The sequence below is a fragment of the Helicobacter sp. 13S00401-1 genome (assembly GCF_002272925.1).
GTDB lineage: Bacteria > Campylobacterota > Campylobacteria > Campylobacterales > Helicobacteraceae > Helicobacter_I.
This window is the reverse complement of record NZ_MLAR01000002.1, coordinates 127,286-145,115: the sequence shown is the minus strand read 5'-3', so window position 1 is coordinate 145,115 and position 17,830 is coordinate 127,286. Positions and strand designations below refer to the sequence as shown.

Here is a 17,830-nt window from a genome sequence, read left to right as displayed (position 1 = left end):
ATTTATTCTACACTAAAAAGTAGAGTTTGCCAGTAGATAAAGTAGCCTTAGTTTATGAAATCTAGTGCTATCTATAAAGTTTGCATCTAGAAAACATGTCTTTATAAAAATGGCTAGCAGTTTTTACAGAGCTAGGAAAGTCTGTAAAAAGCAAGGTTTCATAGCTTAACTCAAAGGCGTTTTTACTCCAGTTAGCAGAGCCTAGGGCTAAGAGTTTATCATCTATGATGATAAGTTTTTGATGCATGATTCCATAGTAGTTATGCTTTCTATCTTTTAGGCCTTTAAGCGTGCATACGTCTATATTTCTATATTTTGCTAGGTCGCCTAGGGCACTATAGTCTTTTGGATGCCCTCTATCATTTAAGTTACCACTATCAAAGATGATATGTACCTTTACACCGCGTGCTGAAGCTTTTTTTAAGGCATTAATTAAGGGACGGTAAGTAAAGCTATATATAGCCACTTTTATATCTTTTTTTGCATAGTCTATACTTTGAACTAACTCTTTTAAGGCTTCTTTGTTTTGATAAGGAAGCATGTATAAGTTCTCATAAGCGTATACTTTAGAGACAAAAAAAGATACTATAAGGAGCAAAAATGCAAGGTGGATAAAAGATCTTTTCACCATTAATGTTTTATATACTTTCATAAACAAACTAATCCTAAAAAAGATAAATTTCTTGTATTATACAGTTTAACATTACTACAGGCTTGCCTTGAATCAAAACAATCTAAAACCATAAAAGAAGAGAGATGAAAGTATTACTTATTAACCAAAATCCTATAGTCGAAAAACTGATAAAACTAGCTTGTGATAAGTTAAATGTAGGGTTAGAATCTATACATGAAGTACCTGAGTTAATAGATAAAAGTTTGTATTTTTGTGCTTTTATAGATGGAGAGAGTGTTGGTAGTGATGCAAATAGGTTTTTATCTATAAAAGGGAATTTAAAGTCTTGTTTACTTTACTCAAAAGGTCATGGGGGCAAGTATGACAAAGATAGATTCGAAAAAGATATACAAAAGCCCTTTTTGCCAACAGAGGTTTTAAACATCATAGAATCTTGGAAGCCTTTAGATTTAGATAACAGTGAAAAAACAAACACTAAGGAAGAAAGTAAAACTACTGCAGAAAGCAAGGTTTTAAATATACAAACACAAGAAGAAAAAGAAAGTAGTAAACAAGAGCTAGCAGATAATGGTGTGCTTGATAGTGAAAGCCTTTCTAATAATGAAGGCTTAGATGAGTTAAATGTAGATGATAAAGACCTTGCAGATTTAAATGACTTAGATTTAGATCTAGATAGGTTAGGCAAGGATGATCAGACTAGTAGTTTAGAAGATAGTTTAGAGCTGCCACAAGATACACAAGAAGATACAGAGCTAAGTAAAGCAAGTAATAGCATCTTAGATAATCTAGATCTTTCAAGCCTAAAAGGCTTAGATATCACCCCTCATATAGAAGATAAAAAGCAAGAAGAGGTCTTAGAAAAAGAAGAAGTTTTAGATAAAGAAGATAGGCTTAAGTCTATGGATGCTAGCTTAGATGAAGATATGAACTTAGACTTAGAAACTAGTCTAGGCTTAGGAAAAAGTAGTAGCCAAGAGAGCGATGCTATGGATGCAAATGATCTTTCTTTTGATGATTTAAACTTTGATGATATATATAATGAAAGTCTTAGTAGCGATGACAAGCTAGAATCCACCAAGGAAGAAGATTCAAATCAAGCAGATATAGATAAAGAAGAAGAATCTGCAAAAGAACAAACTAGTCAAAAAGAAAAAGATAACAAACTAGCACAAGACTTAGAAGAAAAACTAACTGCTTTAAAAGATGAGTTAGGAGATGAGGGGCTAAAAGAGACTAAAAAAGATGAAGAATTAGAAAGTTTAGAAGATGATATGCAAGCTGCCTTAGATTCACTATTAAATCCACATAAAGAAGAGTCAATGAATAATACTTTAGATAATGAAAACTCAGCATCCAAAAAACCAAAGATTCTAGATGCTGATACTTTAAATGAACTAAATGACATGTTAAAAAATGATAATTTATTAAGTGATACAAGCAAAGAAGTTGAGACTAAAGAACCAGAAGTTAAAGAGATAAAAGATAGTCCAAAAGCAAGTAAAGATGAGATGGATAAAGAGCTAGAAGATGAAGACTTAGAATCTTTAGATGAGCTAGACTTAGCAGAAGCACTAGGTGAGGCTTATGATATCCCTAGTGCTGAAGATGAAAAAGATCTTACAGAGACAGCTAAAGTAGAGACAACTAAACTAAACGAAGATAAAGTAAATATAAATAAACCAGATACAAAAGAAACAAGCAAAGATGAAGCTAGCAAGTCTACTTTTAAAGACGATGCAAAATCTAACCTTAGCCAAGAAACTAAGCCTAAGGCTAGCGAGGATAAAGATTTAAGTAAAGATCTTAGTTCTAACTTAGAATCTACTAGCGAGATAGAAAACTCTAGTAGTCCTAAGCTAGAAGATGAAAGCATTAATGAAGACTTTAGTGAAAGTCTTGAAAAGCCAGATGTAAGCCAAGGCTTAGAAGATATACATGAAGATAAGCAAGTTTCTAGTGAGGTGCCTATGGAAGCAACAAGTAAAGAAGAAAAAGAAGAAGTTAAGCAAGCGCTTAAAGAAAGTAATAGCATTAAGTTAGAAGAGCTTACAAGCACTAATCAAGATGTATTAAGCAGTATATTAAGGACACTAAGATCTAGTGAGTTTAAATCTAGTCTAGGTCAGAGTGTGCAGTCTATAGAGCTAAAAGAAGACTTTAGCAATAATGAAGTAAATATTAATATTAAATTCCTTCCAAAGCAATAATATGAATGACTATAATAAAATGCTTATCATTTCTGGTCCTAGTGGGGCTGGAAAGTCAACTATTTGCAAGTATTTAGTAGAGCGCTTTCCTGATATCTACCTTTCTATATCTAGTACTACTAGAGCAAAAAGAGAAGGTGAGACTGAGGGGAAGGAGTATTTTTTTGTAAGTGAAGAAGAGTTTAAAAGAGGTATAGCTAATAATGAGTTTTTAGAGTGGGCTAATGTACATGGAAACTATTATGGAACCAGTCTAGTTAATATACAAAAGGCCATAGATAAAGATAAAGTTATACTTTTTGAGATAGATGTTCAAGGCTTTAATAGTATAAAAAAGATTTATCCAAAGGCATTTTCTGCTTTTATAACCACTAAAAATATTGAGACTTTAAGATCTAGACTAGAGTTTAGACATAGTGAGAGTGAAGCTATCATAGATAAGAGGTTAAAGAATGCACTTAAAGAGATGCAAGAAGTTTCTAAGTTTGAATATCTTGTAATAAATGAGGATATAGAGGAGTCCAAAAAGGCTCTCTATTGCATTATAAAGAGTTTATATTATGTTAATAGTGCTAATATTTCATTTAGCTTAACACAGAATTGGCAAATCAACATAAAGGATGTTTAATGGGTTTTTCAAGTATATGGCATTGGGTTATAGTTTTAATAATAGTTGTTTTACTCTTTGGCGCAAAAAAGATTCCAGACTTAGCAAAAGGTATAGGAAGTGGTATAAAAAGCTTTAAAAAAGAGCTTGAAGATGACGATGACAAAAAAGAAGAAAAAGCTACTCCTAAAGCACAAGTCATAGAAGCTAAAGAAGTTGAAGAAGATGAACCAGTAGTTGTAGCCACTAAGACAACAAAGACAAAAACTACAAAAAAGGCAAAAGATAGTTAATGTATTTTGAAGTTAAGAAGTATTTAAGTGCGCGTTTAGAAGATATTTTTGAACAAGATGGGATAGATATAAGCAGTTTGCTTATCTTAGAGCAGCCAAAAGATTCCTCTCTTGGGCATTTTGCAACTCCTATATGTTTTAGTTTAGCCAAGCTTAAAAGGACTAATCCAAAAGTTTTAGCCACTGAACTAGCCTCAAAGTTAGAAAACTCGCAAGTATTTTCCAAAGTAGAAGCTCTTAATGGTTACTTAAACTTCACTCTTGATACTAAATATCTAGAGTCTTTTTTAAACACTCCTCCAAAGCTTCCAGCTCTAGAATCTAAAAAGATTCTTTTAGAGTTTGTAAGTGCTAACCCAACTGGTCCCCTCCACATAGGTCACGCAAGGGGTGCTATAGTAGGTAATGCTATAGCTAATATCGCTAAAAAACTTCATCAAGACTTTTTTAAAGAGTACTATGTTAATGACGCTGGTTCTCAGATAGAAAACTTAGCAAAGTCTATATACGCGGCTATTTGTGAGATAAAAGGGCTACCTTGCGAAGTTAGTGAAGATAAGCTTTATAAGGGTGAGTATATAAATGAACTTGCGCTAAAGGCTTTAAACACTCTTAGTTTAGATTCTATTCCGCTAGTAAAAGATGCTGGCTTTAAAGACTTTCTTACTAGGCTTGGAGAGTTTGGAAAAGAACTTATGTTAGAAGAGATAAAGGCTAACTTAAAGTCTTTAAATATAGAGTTTGATTCTTACATGAGTGAAAAAGAGCTTTTTAGTAAGTGGAATGAAACTTTTAAGGCCTTAGAAAAAGCAAAAGCTTTAAAAGAAGAAGAAGGAAGCATATGGCTTTGTTCATCTTTAAAAGGTGATGAAAAAGATAGGGTTTTAATTAGATCTAACAAAGAGCCAACCTACATGGTAGGAGATATCATCTATCATAAAAATAAGTTTGATAGAGGCTTTGATACGTGCATAAACATCTGGGGAGCAGATCATCATGGTTACCTCGCTAGAATAAAAGCTGCTTTAGAGTTTTTAGGGGTTGATAGTCAAAGGCTAAAAGTGCTTTTTGTGCAGATGGTTAGTGTGCTTAAAGATAGTAAGCCTTATAAGATGAGTAAGCGGGCAGGAAACTTTATCTTGCTTCAAGATGTAGTTGATGAGATAGGGGCTGATAACTTAAAGTTTATATTTTTAAGTAAAAGCCTTGATACTCACTTAGAGTTTGATATAGCTGAGATTATAAGGACTAAAGAAGAAAGCCCACTTTACTATATAAACTATGCAAACGCGCGCATACACACCATACTTGCTAGAAGCACTTTAGATAAAGATTCTATCCTTACTAGCTCTTTACAAACTGATAATGCAAACTTAGAATCTGACTATAAACTTTTATGCCTTACTTCACTTAACCTAAATCACATTTTGCTTCAGTGTTTTAATGACAACGCGCCCCACAAGCTTTGTGACTATTTAAAAAATCTATCTAAACAGTTCCATTCTTTTTATAATGCTTATAAGATTCTGGGTTCAAAAGAAGAAGCAAGTATTTTAAAGCTATTTTTAAACATTTCTAACACTCTTACGATAGGATTTGATCTCTTAGGACTTAATATTAAAACTTCAATGTAGGAGTTTACGCAATGATAAGTACTACCTCTAAGGGTATCTTTTTCATGGCTCTATCATCTTTGTCTTTTGCACTTATGAGTGCAGCAGTAAAACTTTTGAGTAATGAAGTCTCTCCTATGGAGACTGTCTTTTGGCGCTCTTTTATCATGGTGCTTTTTACTATAGCCGTGATGTCTATCCCAACTAGTAAGTCTAAACCAAAGCCAGTTTTTAAAAAAGGTGGCAAGGCCATGCTTGCCTTTCGTGCCATCATAGGTGGCATAGCTATGCTTGCTGGCTTTTATAATATCTATACTATCCCTCTAGGCACAGCCATAGCCTTCCAGCAAAGCGTACCTATCTATGTAGTCTTTTTTAGCCTTGTGTTTTTAAGAGAACGCCTTGGTATAGGAGTGATTGTCGCTACTATTATAGGGTTTGTGGGTATAGTAATGATCTCAGATCCAAAGTTTGGTGGTATACATCCTATTAATATCTTTGCAGGTGTGATAAGTGGTATGTTTTCAGCACTTGGCTTTATGACGCTAGGAAAACTAAAGGCTTACTTTAGAAGCCAAACTGTGGTTTTAGCTTTTGGAGCAACTGCTAGCTTGATAGGACTACTTGGGATGTTTTTACCACTAGGGAACTTTTCAGAGTTTTTAAGACCTAGCCTTAAAGGTGCTAGCTTAATAATTTTTATGGGACTAACTGGCACCATAGCACAGTTTTTGCTAAACATGGCTTATAGGGCAGCTCCAGCGGGTATAGTTGGCCCTATAGACTATAGTAGAATCTTATGGAGTTTACTTTTTGGAATCTTACTAGGAGATGCACTGCCTAACTCTTATACAACTATAGGCATAGCCCTAATCATAATCTCAGGTCTTATGATAGCTATGCCTTCACTGCTTAGAGATTTAAATGCTATGAAGTTTAAAAAGGATATGAAATGAACATAAAAGATATAGTTAGTGATGTAAAAAGTATAGCCATAGTAGGCCTTAGTCCAGATGCAAGCAAGGATTCTAATATGGTAGGGTGCTTCTTGCAAGATAGAGGATTTACTATCATCCCTATCTATCCAAAAAAGCAAGAGATACTAGGCAAGATGTCTTATCCTAGTTTAAGTGAGGCAGTGAACGCTGGTGAAACTTTTCAGATAGTAGTAGTTTTTAGAAAAAGTGAAGCAGTGCTTGAGATAGCTAGAGAGGTTTTAAGCTTTCAAGATAAAGTAAAGATTAAATGCTTTTGGATGCAGTTAGATATAAGAAATGAAGATGCCAAAATGCTTTTAGAAAAAGAGGGCATAGTGGTGGTAGAAGATAAGTGCATAAAACTAGAGATGGAAGCCTTTGGCTTGTAGTGTTAAGACTAAACACTTTTTATAGAATCTAAAACTCCATTATACTAGTGCCTTGTGCTAATAAGGCTTAGTAAATTTACTATTACCAAACACATAGGCCATTAACTTATTTATAGAATCTAGATTCTATAAGGATATATATTTTTTATCTACTTATATTTTTTTTTAAATATCAAAATACCTTGTCACAGTTTATAAATCTTTCTAGAAGAAAAGGGCATTTTAGATTCTATAAAGTAGTTAGATTTACTAGTAATTTATGCGTTAAAAAAAGGCTAGTAGCCCTAAGTCTTTGTCACTAATAAAGACTTAAAGAGTTACTAGGCCTATGCGATCTTAAAAAAAGCAAAGAGTTTTAAGAGTTTAAAAGTAAGCCTTAACATACAAATGGCTACTTTTAGTTTTCTATAAAACTTTTATCCCACCCACCCAAACCCAATAAATATATTTTTAATACCCACTAAATCCTTATAAGCTTTACTTAGTAAAGGCTATAAAGGTAGTGCTAGATAAAGAAGGCTATAACTTATTAGTACAAGTCTTATAAATGCACTTCCTTTAGTCTAAAGATAAGATCTTTTCTTATTTGCCTCTCTTGCTATCTCTCTTACTTGCCTTTCTTGTTATCTTTCTTAATTTATCTTGCTTGCTTGCTTTCTTAACTTATCTCTCTTACTTTCTTATTTGCCTCCAAAGTAATATGTATAGTTAAGTGAGATATCACTACTTGCTATACCTTGAACTGTATTTCTAAAGTAGTACTGATACTCTAAAGACACTGCTTGATGTTTTCCAAAAAAGGCCACTAATCCAGCTTTAAGTGTAGGAAGTAAAGAAGGTACATTCTTAGCACTTGCTTCACGTAAACGTGCTTCCTGATTTGCTTGATTTGCAGCTGCTATTTGGTTGTTTCTTTTTATGTCATTAAGCTGCTTGGTTACTGCATCTAGCTGGGTTTGGGTATTTTGTAAATCATTTTGAGCTGTAGTTAGAGTACTCGTAGTAGTGCTTAGTTGTGTAGTTAGCTCATTAACTTTTGCTTGTGCATCTTGTAAGGCTTTAAGTTGATCAGCAGTTGGTTGACCTGATGTGGCTTGTAAGGTAGTTAGTTGATTTTGAAGGTTTGTAGCTTTTTGTTCTGCAGCTTGCTTTTCAGTTGTAAGAGTGCTTACTTGGCTTGTTAAAGTATTTACTTGTGTGGTTAAAGCGGCTGTTTTGTCATCAACCTTAGCATTTACATAGTTGTAGACAGCATCTACAGTGTCTGATAGATCTATAGGTAAGTTGCTACTATTTCCATCACGAGATGCAGTACTTAGAGAGTTTGATATATTAAAATTATTCCTAACCTGCGTTGCAAAACTTGCAGCATTTGTTTTTGCATTAGCTGCTGCAGCTTTTGCACCAGCATAATTCCCACTATTTAAATCATTTATTGCTTGTTTTGCAAAAGATATAGCACTGCTATAGCTTGGAGTATCTTGCGTATAAATGGTGTAAACACTATCAGGTAGAGTGTAGTTAACTTTACTACCAATGGCATTTGAATCTACCCCACTTATCTTAGCTACAGCAGCTCCAGCTACACTATCACTATTAAAGTTACCTTTACCACTATTACTTCCATCATGAGTTCTTATAGTAACTCCAGCTCCTAGTATATAACCTAGCTTTACAAATCCTGTACTTCCTACTTTAAAGGCTTGTATAAAATCTAAGTTAACTGAATACTGAGGATTAAAGCTTGAAGTTGCTCCTAAAGAGTTAACTCCTACTCCTATAGTTGCTTGTAATCCTAAAGTACTACTTCTAGTAGTAGTAAAGATTCCAGTACCTAACTTTAACTTAGCATCTAGTCCTGCATTAGGAGCTAGTATAGTAAAGCCACCATTAGCACTTTGTGCACTTAGTCCTGTTCCTACTCCTGCTCCTAGTAAAAACTTAACTCCACTTATGTCATTACTACTAGAGCTTAATCTTGCTTCACTATGCCTTAATCTTTTATGCCCTTCAGCAGCTAGCGCCACAGAACTAAAACTAGCTATTAATGTAGTAGCTAGGATTATCCTAGTGGCCTTATTGCTAGCTTTTTTATAAGCTTGTTTAGTAACTTTTTTCATATCCATCCTTTTATTTTCCTTGACTTAACACCACTAATTACTAGTGATTGAGAAAATTCTAGTTGTTTTTTTTTTTTTTTGTATTAAAGGAAACTTAAAGTGAAAATTTTTAAAGAGAAAATTTATTAAATCAAACTAAAAATGAAATAATTATTTACTTTTATCTCTTTTTCTTAGAATCTATACAAAACTGATATAACTTCTAAACACCCAAATAAGGGGATAAGAAAAGATGATCTTGACTTTTAAGAAAGGATGTTTACTAAAGTTATAAAACTTCTTTTTGCTAGTTTTTAGATGATGCTTTTTTTAAGTTTTAAAGGGTAGGGCAAGTGGGTTTGTGACTTATAGTTCATGGCTTATTACTTATTTCATCATAGTTTTATAGAATCTAGATTCTATGTTCTTGTTTAGATTGCTTATTTTTATATCAATATAAAAAACTACAACATTAAAAGATGCTAAGTGCTAGCCTAGCATCTTAGTATAGTAGTCATAGGCAACTACTGCTACGGCATTTGATAGATTAAGACAGCGGCAGTTTTTATGCATAGGTATAGTTGTAAGCTCTCTACTTAGATAGCTTTTATAAAAGTCTTCTTCAAAGCCTCTATCTTCAGAGCCAAAGTGAAGATAGACATCTTGGCCTTCATTTTTAGCCTTTGAGTATTCTTCTTTGTAATAGGGCTTAGTAGCCTTAGAGCTTAGTGCTTTGTGTAAGCAAGTTTGCAAGGGAAGGCTTAAAAAAGATTCTAAGTTTTCATGAACAACTAGCCTTAAGATATCCCAGTAATCAAGTCCTGAACGCTTCACTTTAGAGCTACTTATATCAAAGCCTAGAGGCTTAATAAGATGCAAGGTAGCATCTAAGGCTATACAAAGCCTTGCTATATTACCAGTATTAGGTGGAATCTGTGGGGAGTGGAGTACTATATGAAGACTCATCTTTAGCTACTTTAAGATTCTAAGATGCAAGTTCTATTGATAATGCCATCTATGCTAGCTTTAAGGCACTCTTTTACTACTGGGTTTAAAGATTTTTCATCACTTAGCACTAAAACTTTTAGAGTTAAAACATATTTTTCTACTATATCTTGCATTGCCTTAGCAATTTCAGGATTCTCACAAAGCACATATTCAGCGCCTAAGTTGATGTGGGCTATGATTTGGGCTATGTCTTTGCCTTCAAAAAAGTAATTATTCAGATAAAGACTATGAGCTACGCCATTATCTTGGCAGTACTTTGCTAAAGTATGTTGCACGGGCTTAAGTAAGGGGATATGAAGGGAATTTATATCTTTTAAATCATCACAAAACTTAAAACTAAGACTATTAGTATCATAAAAACCAAACATCAACATCTATCTCTCCATAATCTTATTTTAGTGTTTTAACTTCTTGCGACACTCACTACAAAGCACCTTATCGCCAACTTTTTTAGTTTCTTTTTCGCTTACAAAAGTAGAACATGAGTCACACTCTATCATTTTAGTAGAGTCATCTTTCTTAGCAGGCGGTTTGCTAGTACTAGAAGAAATGACTTGTGAGAATTTTTTGACTATATAGATGACAATTATAATCACCACTATAAAAACTAAAATTTTAAACATCCATCCTCCTTGCAGACTTGTTAAAATACACATAAGTAAAGTCACACTTTTTGATAGCAAAGCTTGCTTTTAAGTCTTTTACCTCATAGTCTTTACTTTTATAAAGTAAGTAGTTTGTATCTTTTGAAGCTATATCCTTACTTAGTTCTAAGATAAGCTCTAAGCTACCTACAGCGCGCGATGTGATTAGGTCTATATCCTTAAACTCACACTCTTCTATGCGTTTTTGAAAGATAGAGACATTATCTAAACCAAGTTTTAACTTGATATAGTTTAGAAAGCTTACTCTTTTAAGTCTAGGCTCAACTAGATAAAACTTACTTTTAGGGAAAGTTATGGCTAAAGGTACAGCTGGTAAACCTGCCCCAGATCCTATATCAACGCAAGTCTTAAAAGGTGCTAGCTTATGGCGTGGATATATACTTGCTAAGACTTGTTTTTTTAAGTCATCTAAGCTTAGATTCCCACTTAGGTTGTGTGTTTTGTTCCACTCCAAAAGTAGCTTTATGTAACTTAGTAGCTTCATAGTATAAGCATCCCATCTCCATAAGAGTAAAACTTATAGTCTTTAGTCTTTGCTAACTCATAAAGCTCTAGTGTTTTTTCTAAACCTATCATAGATGCTACTAACATTATAAGGCTTGATTTAGGAAGGTGAAAGTTAGTTAGGAGTGAGGTTGCTTTTTTAGGTGGATTTAAAGGATGTAAAAAGATATCGCACTCTCCACTACTAAGTTCATAGTTTTTCTCATCTAGGTATTCAACCGTTCTTAGGGCAGTAGTCCCTATACAAAGTATCTTTTTGCTTTCTTTTAACTTTGTTAAACTTTTCTCATCTATAAAAAAAGATTCTGTATGTATCTTATGATCTAAGATATTTTCTACTTGGACTGGTTGAAAAGTGCCTGCACCTACATGAAGTGTTAAGAAAAGATACTCATAGTGGCTTTTTAAGTAAGAAAGCATAGTGTCTGAAAAGTGAAGGCTAGCTGTTGGTGCTGCTACTGAACCTAAGTTTTTAGCAAAAGCACTTTGATAATCTAGCTCATCTTTAGCATTAGCCTCTCTTTTAATGTAGGGAGGAAGGGGGATAAGACCTATATCATCTAAAAGCTTTAAGACTTCACTTAGCTTTAAACTTTTAGCATTCTTTACAAAGCTTACTTCCCTAAAGCCAGAATCTAAAAGCCTTAAAACTTTTACGTATAAGTCTTTTTGTATGGCTATAAGATCACCTTCTTTTACCTTGCCTTTAATTTGAACTAAAAAGATACTTTCTCCATTTTTGTGCCCACTTTCTTTGTGAAAAAATATCTCATATCTTTTTTCATTTTTGAAGCCATAGAATCTAGCTTTGATAACTTTTGTGTCATTCATAACTATAAGATGATCTTTAGGTAAGTATGTAAAAAGGCTTTTAAAGGTGGTGTGTGTTACCTTATCTTTAGTTCTTTCATAGACTAAAAGTTTAGAATCTTCTTTTTGTAGAGGTGGGCTTAGTGCTATAAAGCTTGGATCTAAGCTAAAGTCATAAGAGCTTAGCTCTAGGGGACTTGCCCCATGCTTATGCTTCACTTACTCTTTACCTTCAGTGTCTTTTTTATCCTCAGTGTCTTCTTCAGCGTCTTCTTTTGGAAGTTTTGAAGCAGGGTTTACTATAAGGGCTATGATGTAAGAAAAGCCATATAGTAGTAGCATAGGCACGGCTAAAAGTAGCTGAGAGAAAACATCTGGTGGGGTTATAACAGCTGCTACTATGAAGATTACTACTATGGCGTATCTAAAGTAGTGCCTTACGGTTTTATCAGTTATAAGGCCTACTTTTGCTAGGAAGTAAGCAAGGACTGGTAGCTCAAAGCCTATACCAAAGGCAAGGATGAAACGCGTAAAAAACGTCACGTACTCACTACTTGAGATATTAGCATCTGCCATGTCATTACCAAAGGCTAAGACGTATTTAATGATAAAAGGAAAAACTACATAGTAAGAAAAGATAACTCCACACGCAAACATGATAGACCCAAAGGTCACAAAAGGAAGCACTAGCTTTTTTTCATGCTTATAAAGACCTGGTGCTACAAAAAGCCACAGCTGCCAAAAAATTATAGGTATAGAAATGATAAGGGCTGCAAAAAAGCTTACTTTTATACCTACAAAGATAAGTTCTGCAGGGGCTATTTGTACTAGTTTACCATGCACTCCTGAAGCAAAGGCTGCAGCTATTGGTGCTTTTACCCACTCAAATATATGCTTCCAAAAAGTAAAACATATAACAAAGGTGACTACTAGCGTTAAGGCTGAGATCATAAGCCTTTTGCGCAGGTCTTGTATGTGGGGTTTTAAGTCTTCAAACATAAGTGTATTACCTTTAAGTAGCTTTTGGTTTTATTTAGCACTTTTTTCTATTTTTTTCTGTATTTTCTTCTGACGCCTAGCTTGTTTACCTTCAGAATCTAAGTCATTAGTTTTAAACTTAGCTTCTTTTGCCCTTAACTCTAGCCTCTTAGCATCTTGTGCTAGTTTGGCTTGATGTCTTTTTTCTCTTTCTTCTTTAGAGATGGGCTCTTGTTTTGTACGTGCTTTTTTGGCTGTGCTAGTTTGTGCTTGCTTTGTATTAGTATCATTTAAGTTTAGTTTGCCAGCTTGAGCAGCTGTGATGTCTGAGTGTATGTTGTTAACTTCACCTACGCTTAAGTCATTATTTAGCTGGTTTAAGACTAAAGATTCATCTAGTCCACTTCTTTGTACTGCACTTTGAGCAGCACTAGAGATGTTTTTTGTTTCATGGACAGTTTTAGTATTAGTAGATGTGGCTAGCTCTTCTAGCGTATCTAGATTTTCTTCACTACTCTTTTTAGCATCTAGTCCATCTATACTTTCTTTTACGCCATCTACTTGGTTTTGTAAGATTTTTTTTGGGTTATATTCAGAAAACATGGAATCTATGTTGCCATATTCTTGCATTATAGGACTGACAGTTTTTTTCTCTATGCTTTGAACTTGTTGTTCAAACTTTTCTTTATACTCAAGGGCTTCTTTTTTTAGCTCTGATATATTCAACTCTTTATCTATAGTATCTTTTGCACCATCAATGGTCTTTTTAACAGCCTTTATAAACTTTGCTATATCAACTATAGCCTTAGGAAGTTTATCAGGCCCTAAGAAGATAATCGCCACTACTACTATTAGTAAAATCTCACCAAAGCCAAAACCAAACAATGATTTCTCCTATTTAATGCTGGTTAGAAGAGTGGGTATCTAAGATGCCCTTAACTTCGTTTACTGCGTCTCTTGAGGTTGAAAAGTATATCTCAACTCTATTGTTAGCATTCCTATTAACATCACTATTGTTAGGAAGTATAGGATGATACTTTCCATAAGATGTATAAGAAAGCTGCCTAGGATCAACCCCTTCAGATATCAAATACTCCATAACATTATAAGCTCTTTTGCTAGCAAGTTCATAATGATTACTAAAAGTCTTTAATGGAGAGTCATCTGTGTAACCTCTTACATTAATCTGTACTTCTTTTGGAAACTTTGCTATCAAACTACCTAAAAGCTTTAGTTCTGTTTGTCTATCAGAATCTATTAACTTAGCACTATCTGGCATGAATAATATATCACTTGGTAATCTTAACACTATCCCTTTTTCCATCTGCTCTAAAAGCCCGCCATCTTGTATGAGGTTGCTTAGCTGGGTTATAGAGACATAGTTTACTGAAGTGTTTAGCTTATCTGTCTTTGTTACGCGGGTAGAATCTGTTCTATTAGTAACGTGGCCTGAGCTTTGAGGAGTGATTATAACTGGTTGGGCAGATTCTGGTTTTGGTGCAAAGTCAAAGATTTTTATAAACTCAGTCTTTAAGGCCTTTACTTTTTCTGTATTAGTAGCAGAGATGGCATAAAGGGCGATAAAAAGTGCTAAAAGCAAAGATAAAAAGTCAGCATAAGGCACTGCCCACTTCTCACCCATAGGACATTCTGTTTTCTTTTTCTTTCTTGCCATTAGATCTTTCCTTGCTTACTAGTCAAACTGAGATATTTTAGGTTCATTAGGACTTAAAAATCCTAAAAGCCTTGCTTCTAGATTCCTTGGATTATCTCCATTAGCTATACCTATGACTGCTTCTAGGATAACTCTTTTTTCTTTTACTATGTCATTAGACTTAGCTTTTAGTTTTGCACCCCAAGGACCAAAAAGGGCATAAGAACCTACTATACCAGTAACTGTAGCAGTAAAGGCTGAAGCTATCCCAGCTGCCATCTCAGCTGGGTTATCTAAAAGCTGTAAAGCAAGCATAAGTCCCATAACAGCTCCAACAAGACCAAAGGTTGGACAAGATTCTCCCATTAATGCCCAGTAGTGGGCTGAGCCGTGGTAGTAGTCTTCGATTTCTTCGATTTGTACTTCCATATCTTCTCTTACATCTTTTGCTTCTCTACCATCTATTATCATAGACATGGCCTGTCTTGCAAAGTCATCTTCAAGTTGGGCTACTCTTGCTTCTAGAGTTAAAAGGCCATTTTTCCTAGCTTCAGTACTAAACTCAACCATTTGTCTAATAGTGGCATTAATATTTACTTTAGGATTTACAAAGATTATCTTTAACTCTTTAAAAGCCCCTTTTACATATCTCATATGGGTTGCTGTCATAGCAGAAAAGGCTGCTGTTGGTATGACTATCAATATAGAGCTTAGATGGAGGATGTGTATAGGATTACCACCTTCTAAAATGTCTCCAACAGAGAGACTAACTAGCGCTAAAATGATACCAAGGATAGTAGATAGATCCATAACAATGCCTTATATTAGTAAGATTTATTTTATATTAATCAAGCAAGAATTTTAAGCTTGCAAAAGTTTTTGGTTTGTTTTGCAAGCCTTCTTAAGATTGATAATCTTTTAGCTCTTTTAAGCCTTCTTTCCCACAGACCCTACAGTTAGGATCTTTTTTTACCGCTACTCTTCTAAACTCCATGCTTTTTAAATCAGCAGTTAAAAGAGTGTTAAGTAATAAATCGCCAATACCTAGAAAATATTTTATAGCTTCACTAGCTTGTATACAGCCTAAGATCCCTGGACACACACCAAAAAGACCTGCTTTAAAGTAGCTGTTTAATTCAACTGGAGGAGGGGCATCAAAGGCACAAGCAAAGCAAGCACTCTCTCCTGGTAAGATAGTCATAGCCTGACCTCTGTACTTTAAAACGCCAGCGTGGCTTAGAGGTTTTTTAGCTAAAAAACTAGCATCATTAATCAAAAATTTCCCCGCAAAGTTATCAGTTGCATCTATTATAAAGTCATACTTACTAAAAAGTTCTAAGGCATTTTTTGAATCTAGCTTCATTTGATAAGTATCAACTTTTACTTCTGGATTAAGTGCGTTCATTTTAGCTTTAGCAGATTCTACTTTTGGGACGTTTATATCTTGTGTTCTATGTATAACCTGTCTTTGAAGGTTACTAATATCTACTTTATCAAAGTCTAGTACGCCTATATTACCTATACCTGCTGCTGCTAGATAGAGCAAGACTGGAGAGCCTAGTCCTCCAGCACCTATAACTAACACTTTAGCTTGACTAAGTTTTTCTTGTCCAGCTTCCCCAACATCTTCTAACATTAAATGTCTAAGATATCTCTCCTTTTGCTCTGCGTTTAAACCCATTCATCCTACCTTTACATTCTATTTAGCCAGATGCTTACACTAGCGTGTTCATCATTAATGCTAGTGCTTTCTCCATGCCCTGGATATATCTTGCCATCTTGGTGCATATCTTGAAAACGTTTTAGCGATTCTTTCATATCTTGTGGATTAGAAAAGTCAAAGTCATACCTTCCTATACTTCTTTTAAAGATGAAATCACCACTAAAAAATACTCCATCTATCTCTATCATAGAACAGCCTGGAGTATGACCTGGGAAGTGGTGGAATCTAACCTTTACTCCTTTGATATCTAAAGTGGTAACACCTTTTTTGCCTTCTATTAAAATATCTGGTTTGCAAGGAGTAAGTCCTAGGTTAAAACCATCACGTTCTAACATAAAAGCATCTTCTTTAGGGCAGTAGATTTTTATATCTTTGCCTATTTTCTTAAAGGCCTCTTTTAACAAGTATAAATCCCATATGTGATCAAAGTGACCGTGAGTTACTAAGATCGCATCAGCATCACTAGCATTTTCTAAGACCCATTTAGCTGAACCTTCTCCTGGATCTATGATAAAAGTAACGCCATTAGTTTTTGCTATGTAGCAGTTTGTCTCACATCTTCCAAAAGCTTGCTTTAAGATCTCCATAGTTTTAAAACTCCTCGGTTTTGTTGCAGTTTGGATTCTAACACATTAATTTTTGTATCGCTTAGCTAAATCTGAAAGATATTTACAACCTTGTGCACTACCTAATTGACAAGCCTTAGTGTATAAATCAAGTGCTTTGCTTAGATCTTGCACTCCTGCTTGCCCGCTTTCATATATAACTCCAGCATTTAGGCAAGAGTTAGCTACGTTGTTATCACAGGCTAGATCATAAAGCCTAGAAGCGTTTTCATAGCTTTGACCTACGCCCTTCCCAAAGTAGTAAGCATTAGCTAGATAAAAGCAAGATTCCATAAAGCCACCTTGACAAGCCCTGTAAAATAGCATAGTGGCTGTAGTTTCATTAGCCTGTAAGCCCAAACTTCCGTTTTGATAGCTTAAAGCTAGGTTATTGCAAGCTTCATAGTTGCCTAGATTACAAGCTCTAAAGTAGCCTGCATAGCCTTCATTCATAGCATAAGGAGCTTTAAGTCTACTTTCTTCATAGTTTCTTGGACTGTAGAAGTTTGGGTTTTGGTTGTTGTGGGCATTTTGAGGATTTTGATTAAAGGCTTGTGCGTTAGGATTTTGTAAATCTTGAGAGCCTTGAAGAAGGCCTTGTTGTCCTTCAAGATTAGAAGAAAGATTAGGGTTAAAACTAGGTGAAAAACCACCACTTTTTAGCTCCTTTTCCCTTAAAGCAGCTAGTTTTTTTTGCTCTTTTTCTACTCTCTTGCTTTCTTTGGCTAGGGCTTTTTCTCTAGCTTTAGCCTCTTTTTCATTGCCACCTTGACTTTGAAACTCTGCTCCTAGGTTATTACAAGCTTGAGCTATACCGCCATTACAAGCTTTTTGATAGTAGCTTTGCATCTTTGCTTCATCTCTTGCTATCCCATGTTGCCCACTAAAAAAGATTCCAGCACTAAAGCAAGCTGTCATATCTCCACCACTACACAGTGCATCAAACATTCCAAGTGCTATAGAAACCCTACCTTCTTTATAAGTATCATATGCATCTTTATAAGTTAGTGGATAAGCAACTCCGATAAAAATCATCACAGCCAAAATAAGCCTCATAAATATCC

Annotated in this window: 19 protein-coding genes and 1 pseudogene; 6 read left to right on the top strand and 14 right to left on the bottom strand. The window is 34.6% G+C overall.

What is annotated here, in order from left to right:
- Positions 1–67: 67 nt before the first annotated feature.
- A complete protein-coding gene (locus BKH43_RS01995) occupies positions 68–652 on the bottom strand; it encodes a phospholipase D-like domain-containing protein (RefSeq protein ID WP_253248020.1) in 585 nt (194 codons plus the stop codon).
- A 104-nt stretch (positions 653–756) separates the two neighbouring features.
- Here BKH43_RS01995 and BKH43_RS01990 point away from each other — a divergent pair, with 104 nt between their 5' ends.
- From BKH43_RS01990 to BKH43_RS01965, 6 genes are read left to right on the top strand one after another with little or no spacing between them, the layout of a single operon-like run.
- The gene (locus BKH43_RS01990; RefSeq protein WP_095227992.1) at positions 757–2,841 is read left to right on the top strand and encodes a hypothetical protein; all 2,085 of its coding nucleotides are present in this window, start codon (positions 757–759) and stop codon (positions 2,839–2,841) included.
- Between the two features lies 1 nt (position 2,842).
- A complete protein-coding gene (gmk, locus tag BKH43_RS01985) occupies positions 2,843–3,469 on the top strand; it encodes a guanylate kinase (RefSeq protein WP_095227990.1) in 627 nt (208 codons plus the stop codon).
- Positions 3,469–3,741 (top strand): twin-arginine translocase TatA/TatE family subunit, encoded by a 273-nt coding sequence (gene tatA, locus BKH43_RS01980; RefSeq protein ID WP_095227988.1) that lies wholly within the window; start codon positions 3,469–3,471, stop codon positions 3,739–3,741. The genes gmk and tatA overlap by 1 nt, the downstream gene beginning before the upstream one ends.
- A complete protein-coding gene (argS, locus tag BKH43_RS01975) occupies positions 3,741–5,375 on the top strand; it encodes an arginine--tRNA ligase (RefSeq protein ID WP_095227986.1) in 1,635 nt (544 codons plus the stop codon). The genes tatA and argS overlap by 1 nt, the downstream gene beginning before the upstream one ends.
- An 11-nt stretch (positions 5,376–5,386) precedes the next feature.
- Entirely contained in the window at positions 5,387–6,310 is a 924-nt protein-coding gene (locus tag BKH43_RS01970) for a DMT family transporter (RefSeq protein ID WP_095227984.1), read from the top strand.
- On the top strand, positions 6,307–6,720 hold the full coding sequence (locus BKH43_RS01965; protein ID WP_253248019.1) for a CoA-binding protein: 414 nt from the start codon (positions 6,307–6,309) through the stop codon (positions 6,718–6,720). Before BKH43_RS01970 ends, BKH43_RS01965 begins: the two co-directional genes overlap by 4 nt.
- 680 nt (positions 6,721–7,400) lie before the next feature.
- Here the strand turns inward: BKH43_RS01965 and BKH43_RS01960 are convergent.
- From BKH43_RS01960 to BKH43_RS01900, 13 genes and pseudogenes are all read right to left on the bottom strand, one after another.
- Positions 7,401–8,840, bottom strand: coding sequence for a hypothetical protein (locus BKH43_RS01960; RefSeq protein WP_095227982.1), 1,440 nt, complete (start codon positions 8,838–8,840; stop codon positions 7,401–7,403).
- Positions 8,841–9,308: 468 nt separating this feature from the next.
- The gene (locus tag BKH43_RS01955) at positions 9,309–9,785 is read right to left on the bottom strand and encodes a tRNA (cytidine(34)-2'-O)-methyltransferase (protein ID WP_095227980.1); all 477 of its coding nucleotides are present in this window, start codon (positions 9,783–9,785) and stop codon (positions 9,309–9,311) included.
- Between the two features lie 11 nt (positions 9,786–9,796).
- Entirely contained in the window at positions 9,797–10,201 is a 405-nt protein-coding gene (locus tag BKH43_RS01950; protein ID WP_095227978.1) for a hypothetical protein, read from the bottom strand.
- A 21-nt stretch (positions 10,202–10,222) separates the two neighbouring features.
- The gene (locus BKH43_RS01945) at positions 10,223–10,450 is read right to left on the bottom strand and encodes a PP0621 family protein (RefSeq protein WP_095227976.1); all 228 of its coding nucleotides are present in this window, start codon (positions 10,448–10,450) and stop codon (positions 10,223–10,225) included.
- Positions 10,443–10,976: a 16S rRNA (guanine(527)-N(7))-methyltransferase RsmG gene (gene rsmG / locus BKH43_RS01940; protein ID WP_095227974.1), complete on the bottom strand. Its 534-nt coding sequence runs from the start codon at positions 10,974–10,976 to the stop codon at positions 10,443–10,445. The genes BKH43_RS01945 and rsmG overlap by 8 nt, the downstream gene beginning before the upstream one ends.
- Positions 10,973–12,025, bottom strand: coding sequence for a tRNA preQ1(34) S-adenosylmethionine ribosyltransferase-isomerase QueA (gene queA, locus BKH43_RS01935; protein ID WP_095227972.1), 1,053 nt, complete (start codon positions 12,023–12,025; stop codon positions 10,973–10,975). The genes rsmG and queA overlap by 4 nt, the downstream gene beginning before the upstream one ends.
- The gene (gene tatC, locus BKH43_RS01930) at positions 12,026–12,805 is read right to left on the bottom strand and encodes a twin-arginine translocase subunit TatC (RefSeq protein WP_095227970.1); all 780 of its coding nucleotides are present in this window, start codon (positions 12,803–12,805) and stop codon (positions 12,026–12,028) included.
- Positions 12,806–13,435: 630 nt separating this feature from the next.
- A pseudogene (gene tatB, locus BKH43_RS08730) lies at positions 13,436–13,669 on the bottom strand (Sec-independent protein translocase protein TatB); the annotation flags it as partial.
- Between the two features lie 13 nt (positions 13,670–13,682).
- A complete protein-coding gene (motB, locus tag BKH43_RS01920) occupies positions 13,683–14,459 on the bottom strand; it encodes a flagellar motor protein MotB (protein WP_095227966.1) in 777 nt (258 codons plus the stop codon).
- A gap of 18 nt (positions 14,460–14,477) precedes the next feature.
- The gene (gene motA / locus BKH43_RS01915; RefSeq protein WP_095227964.1) at positions 14,478–15,248 is read right to left on the bottom strand and encodes a flagellar motor stator protein MotA; all 771 of its coding nucleotides are present in this window, start codon (positions 15,246–15,248) and stop codon (positions 14,478–14,480) included.
- 91 nt (positions 15,249–15,339) lie between these two features.
- Positions 15,340–16,119 (bottom strand): HesA/MoeB/ThiF family protein, encoded by a 780-nt coding sequence (locus BKH43_RS01910; RefSeq protein ID WP_095227962.1) that lies wholly within the window; start codon positions 16,117–16,119, stop codon positions 15,340–15,342.
- Positions 16,120–16,130: 11 nt separating this feature from the next.
- Positions 16,131–16,748 (bottom strand): MBL fold metallo-hydrolase, encoded by a 618-nt coding sequence (locus BKH43_RS01905; RefSeq protein WP_095227960.1) that lies wholly within the window; start codon positions 16,746–16,748, stop codon positions 16,131–16,133.
- Between the two features lie 45 nt (positions 16,749–16,793).
- The gene (locus BKH43_RS01900; RefSeq protein ID WP_095227958.1) at positions 16,794–17,822 is read right to left on the bottom strand and encodes a tetratricopeptide repeat protein; all 1,029 of its coding nucleotides are present in this window, start codon (positions 17,820–17,822) and stop codon (positions 16,794–16,796) included.
- Positions 17,823–17,830: the final 8 nt, after the last annotated feature.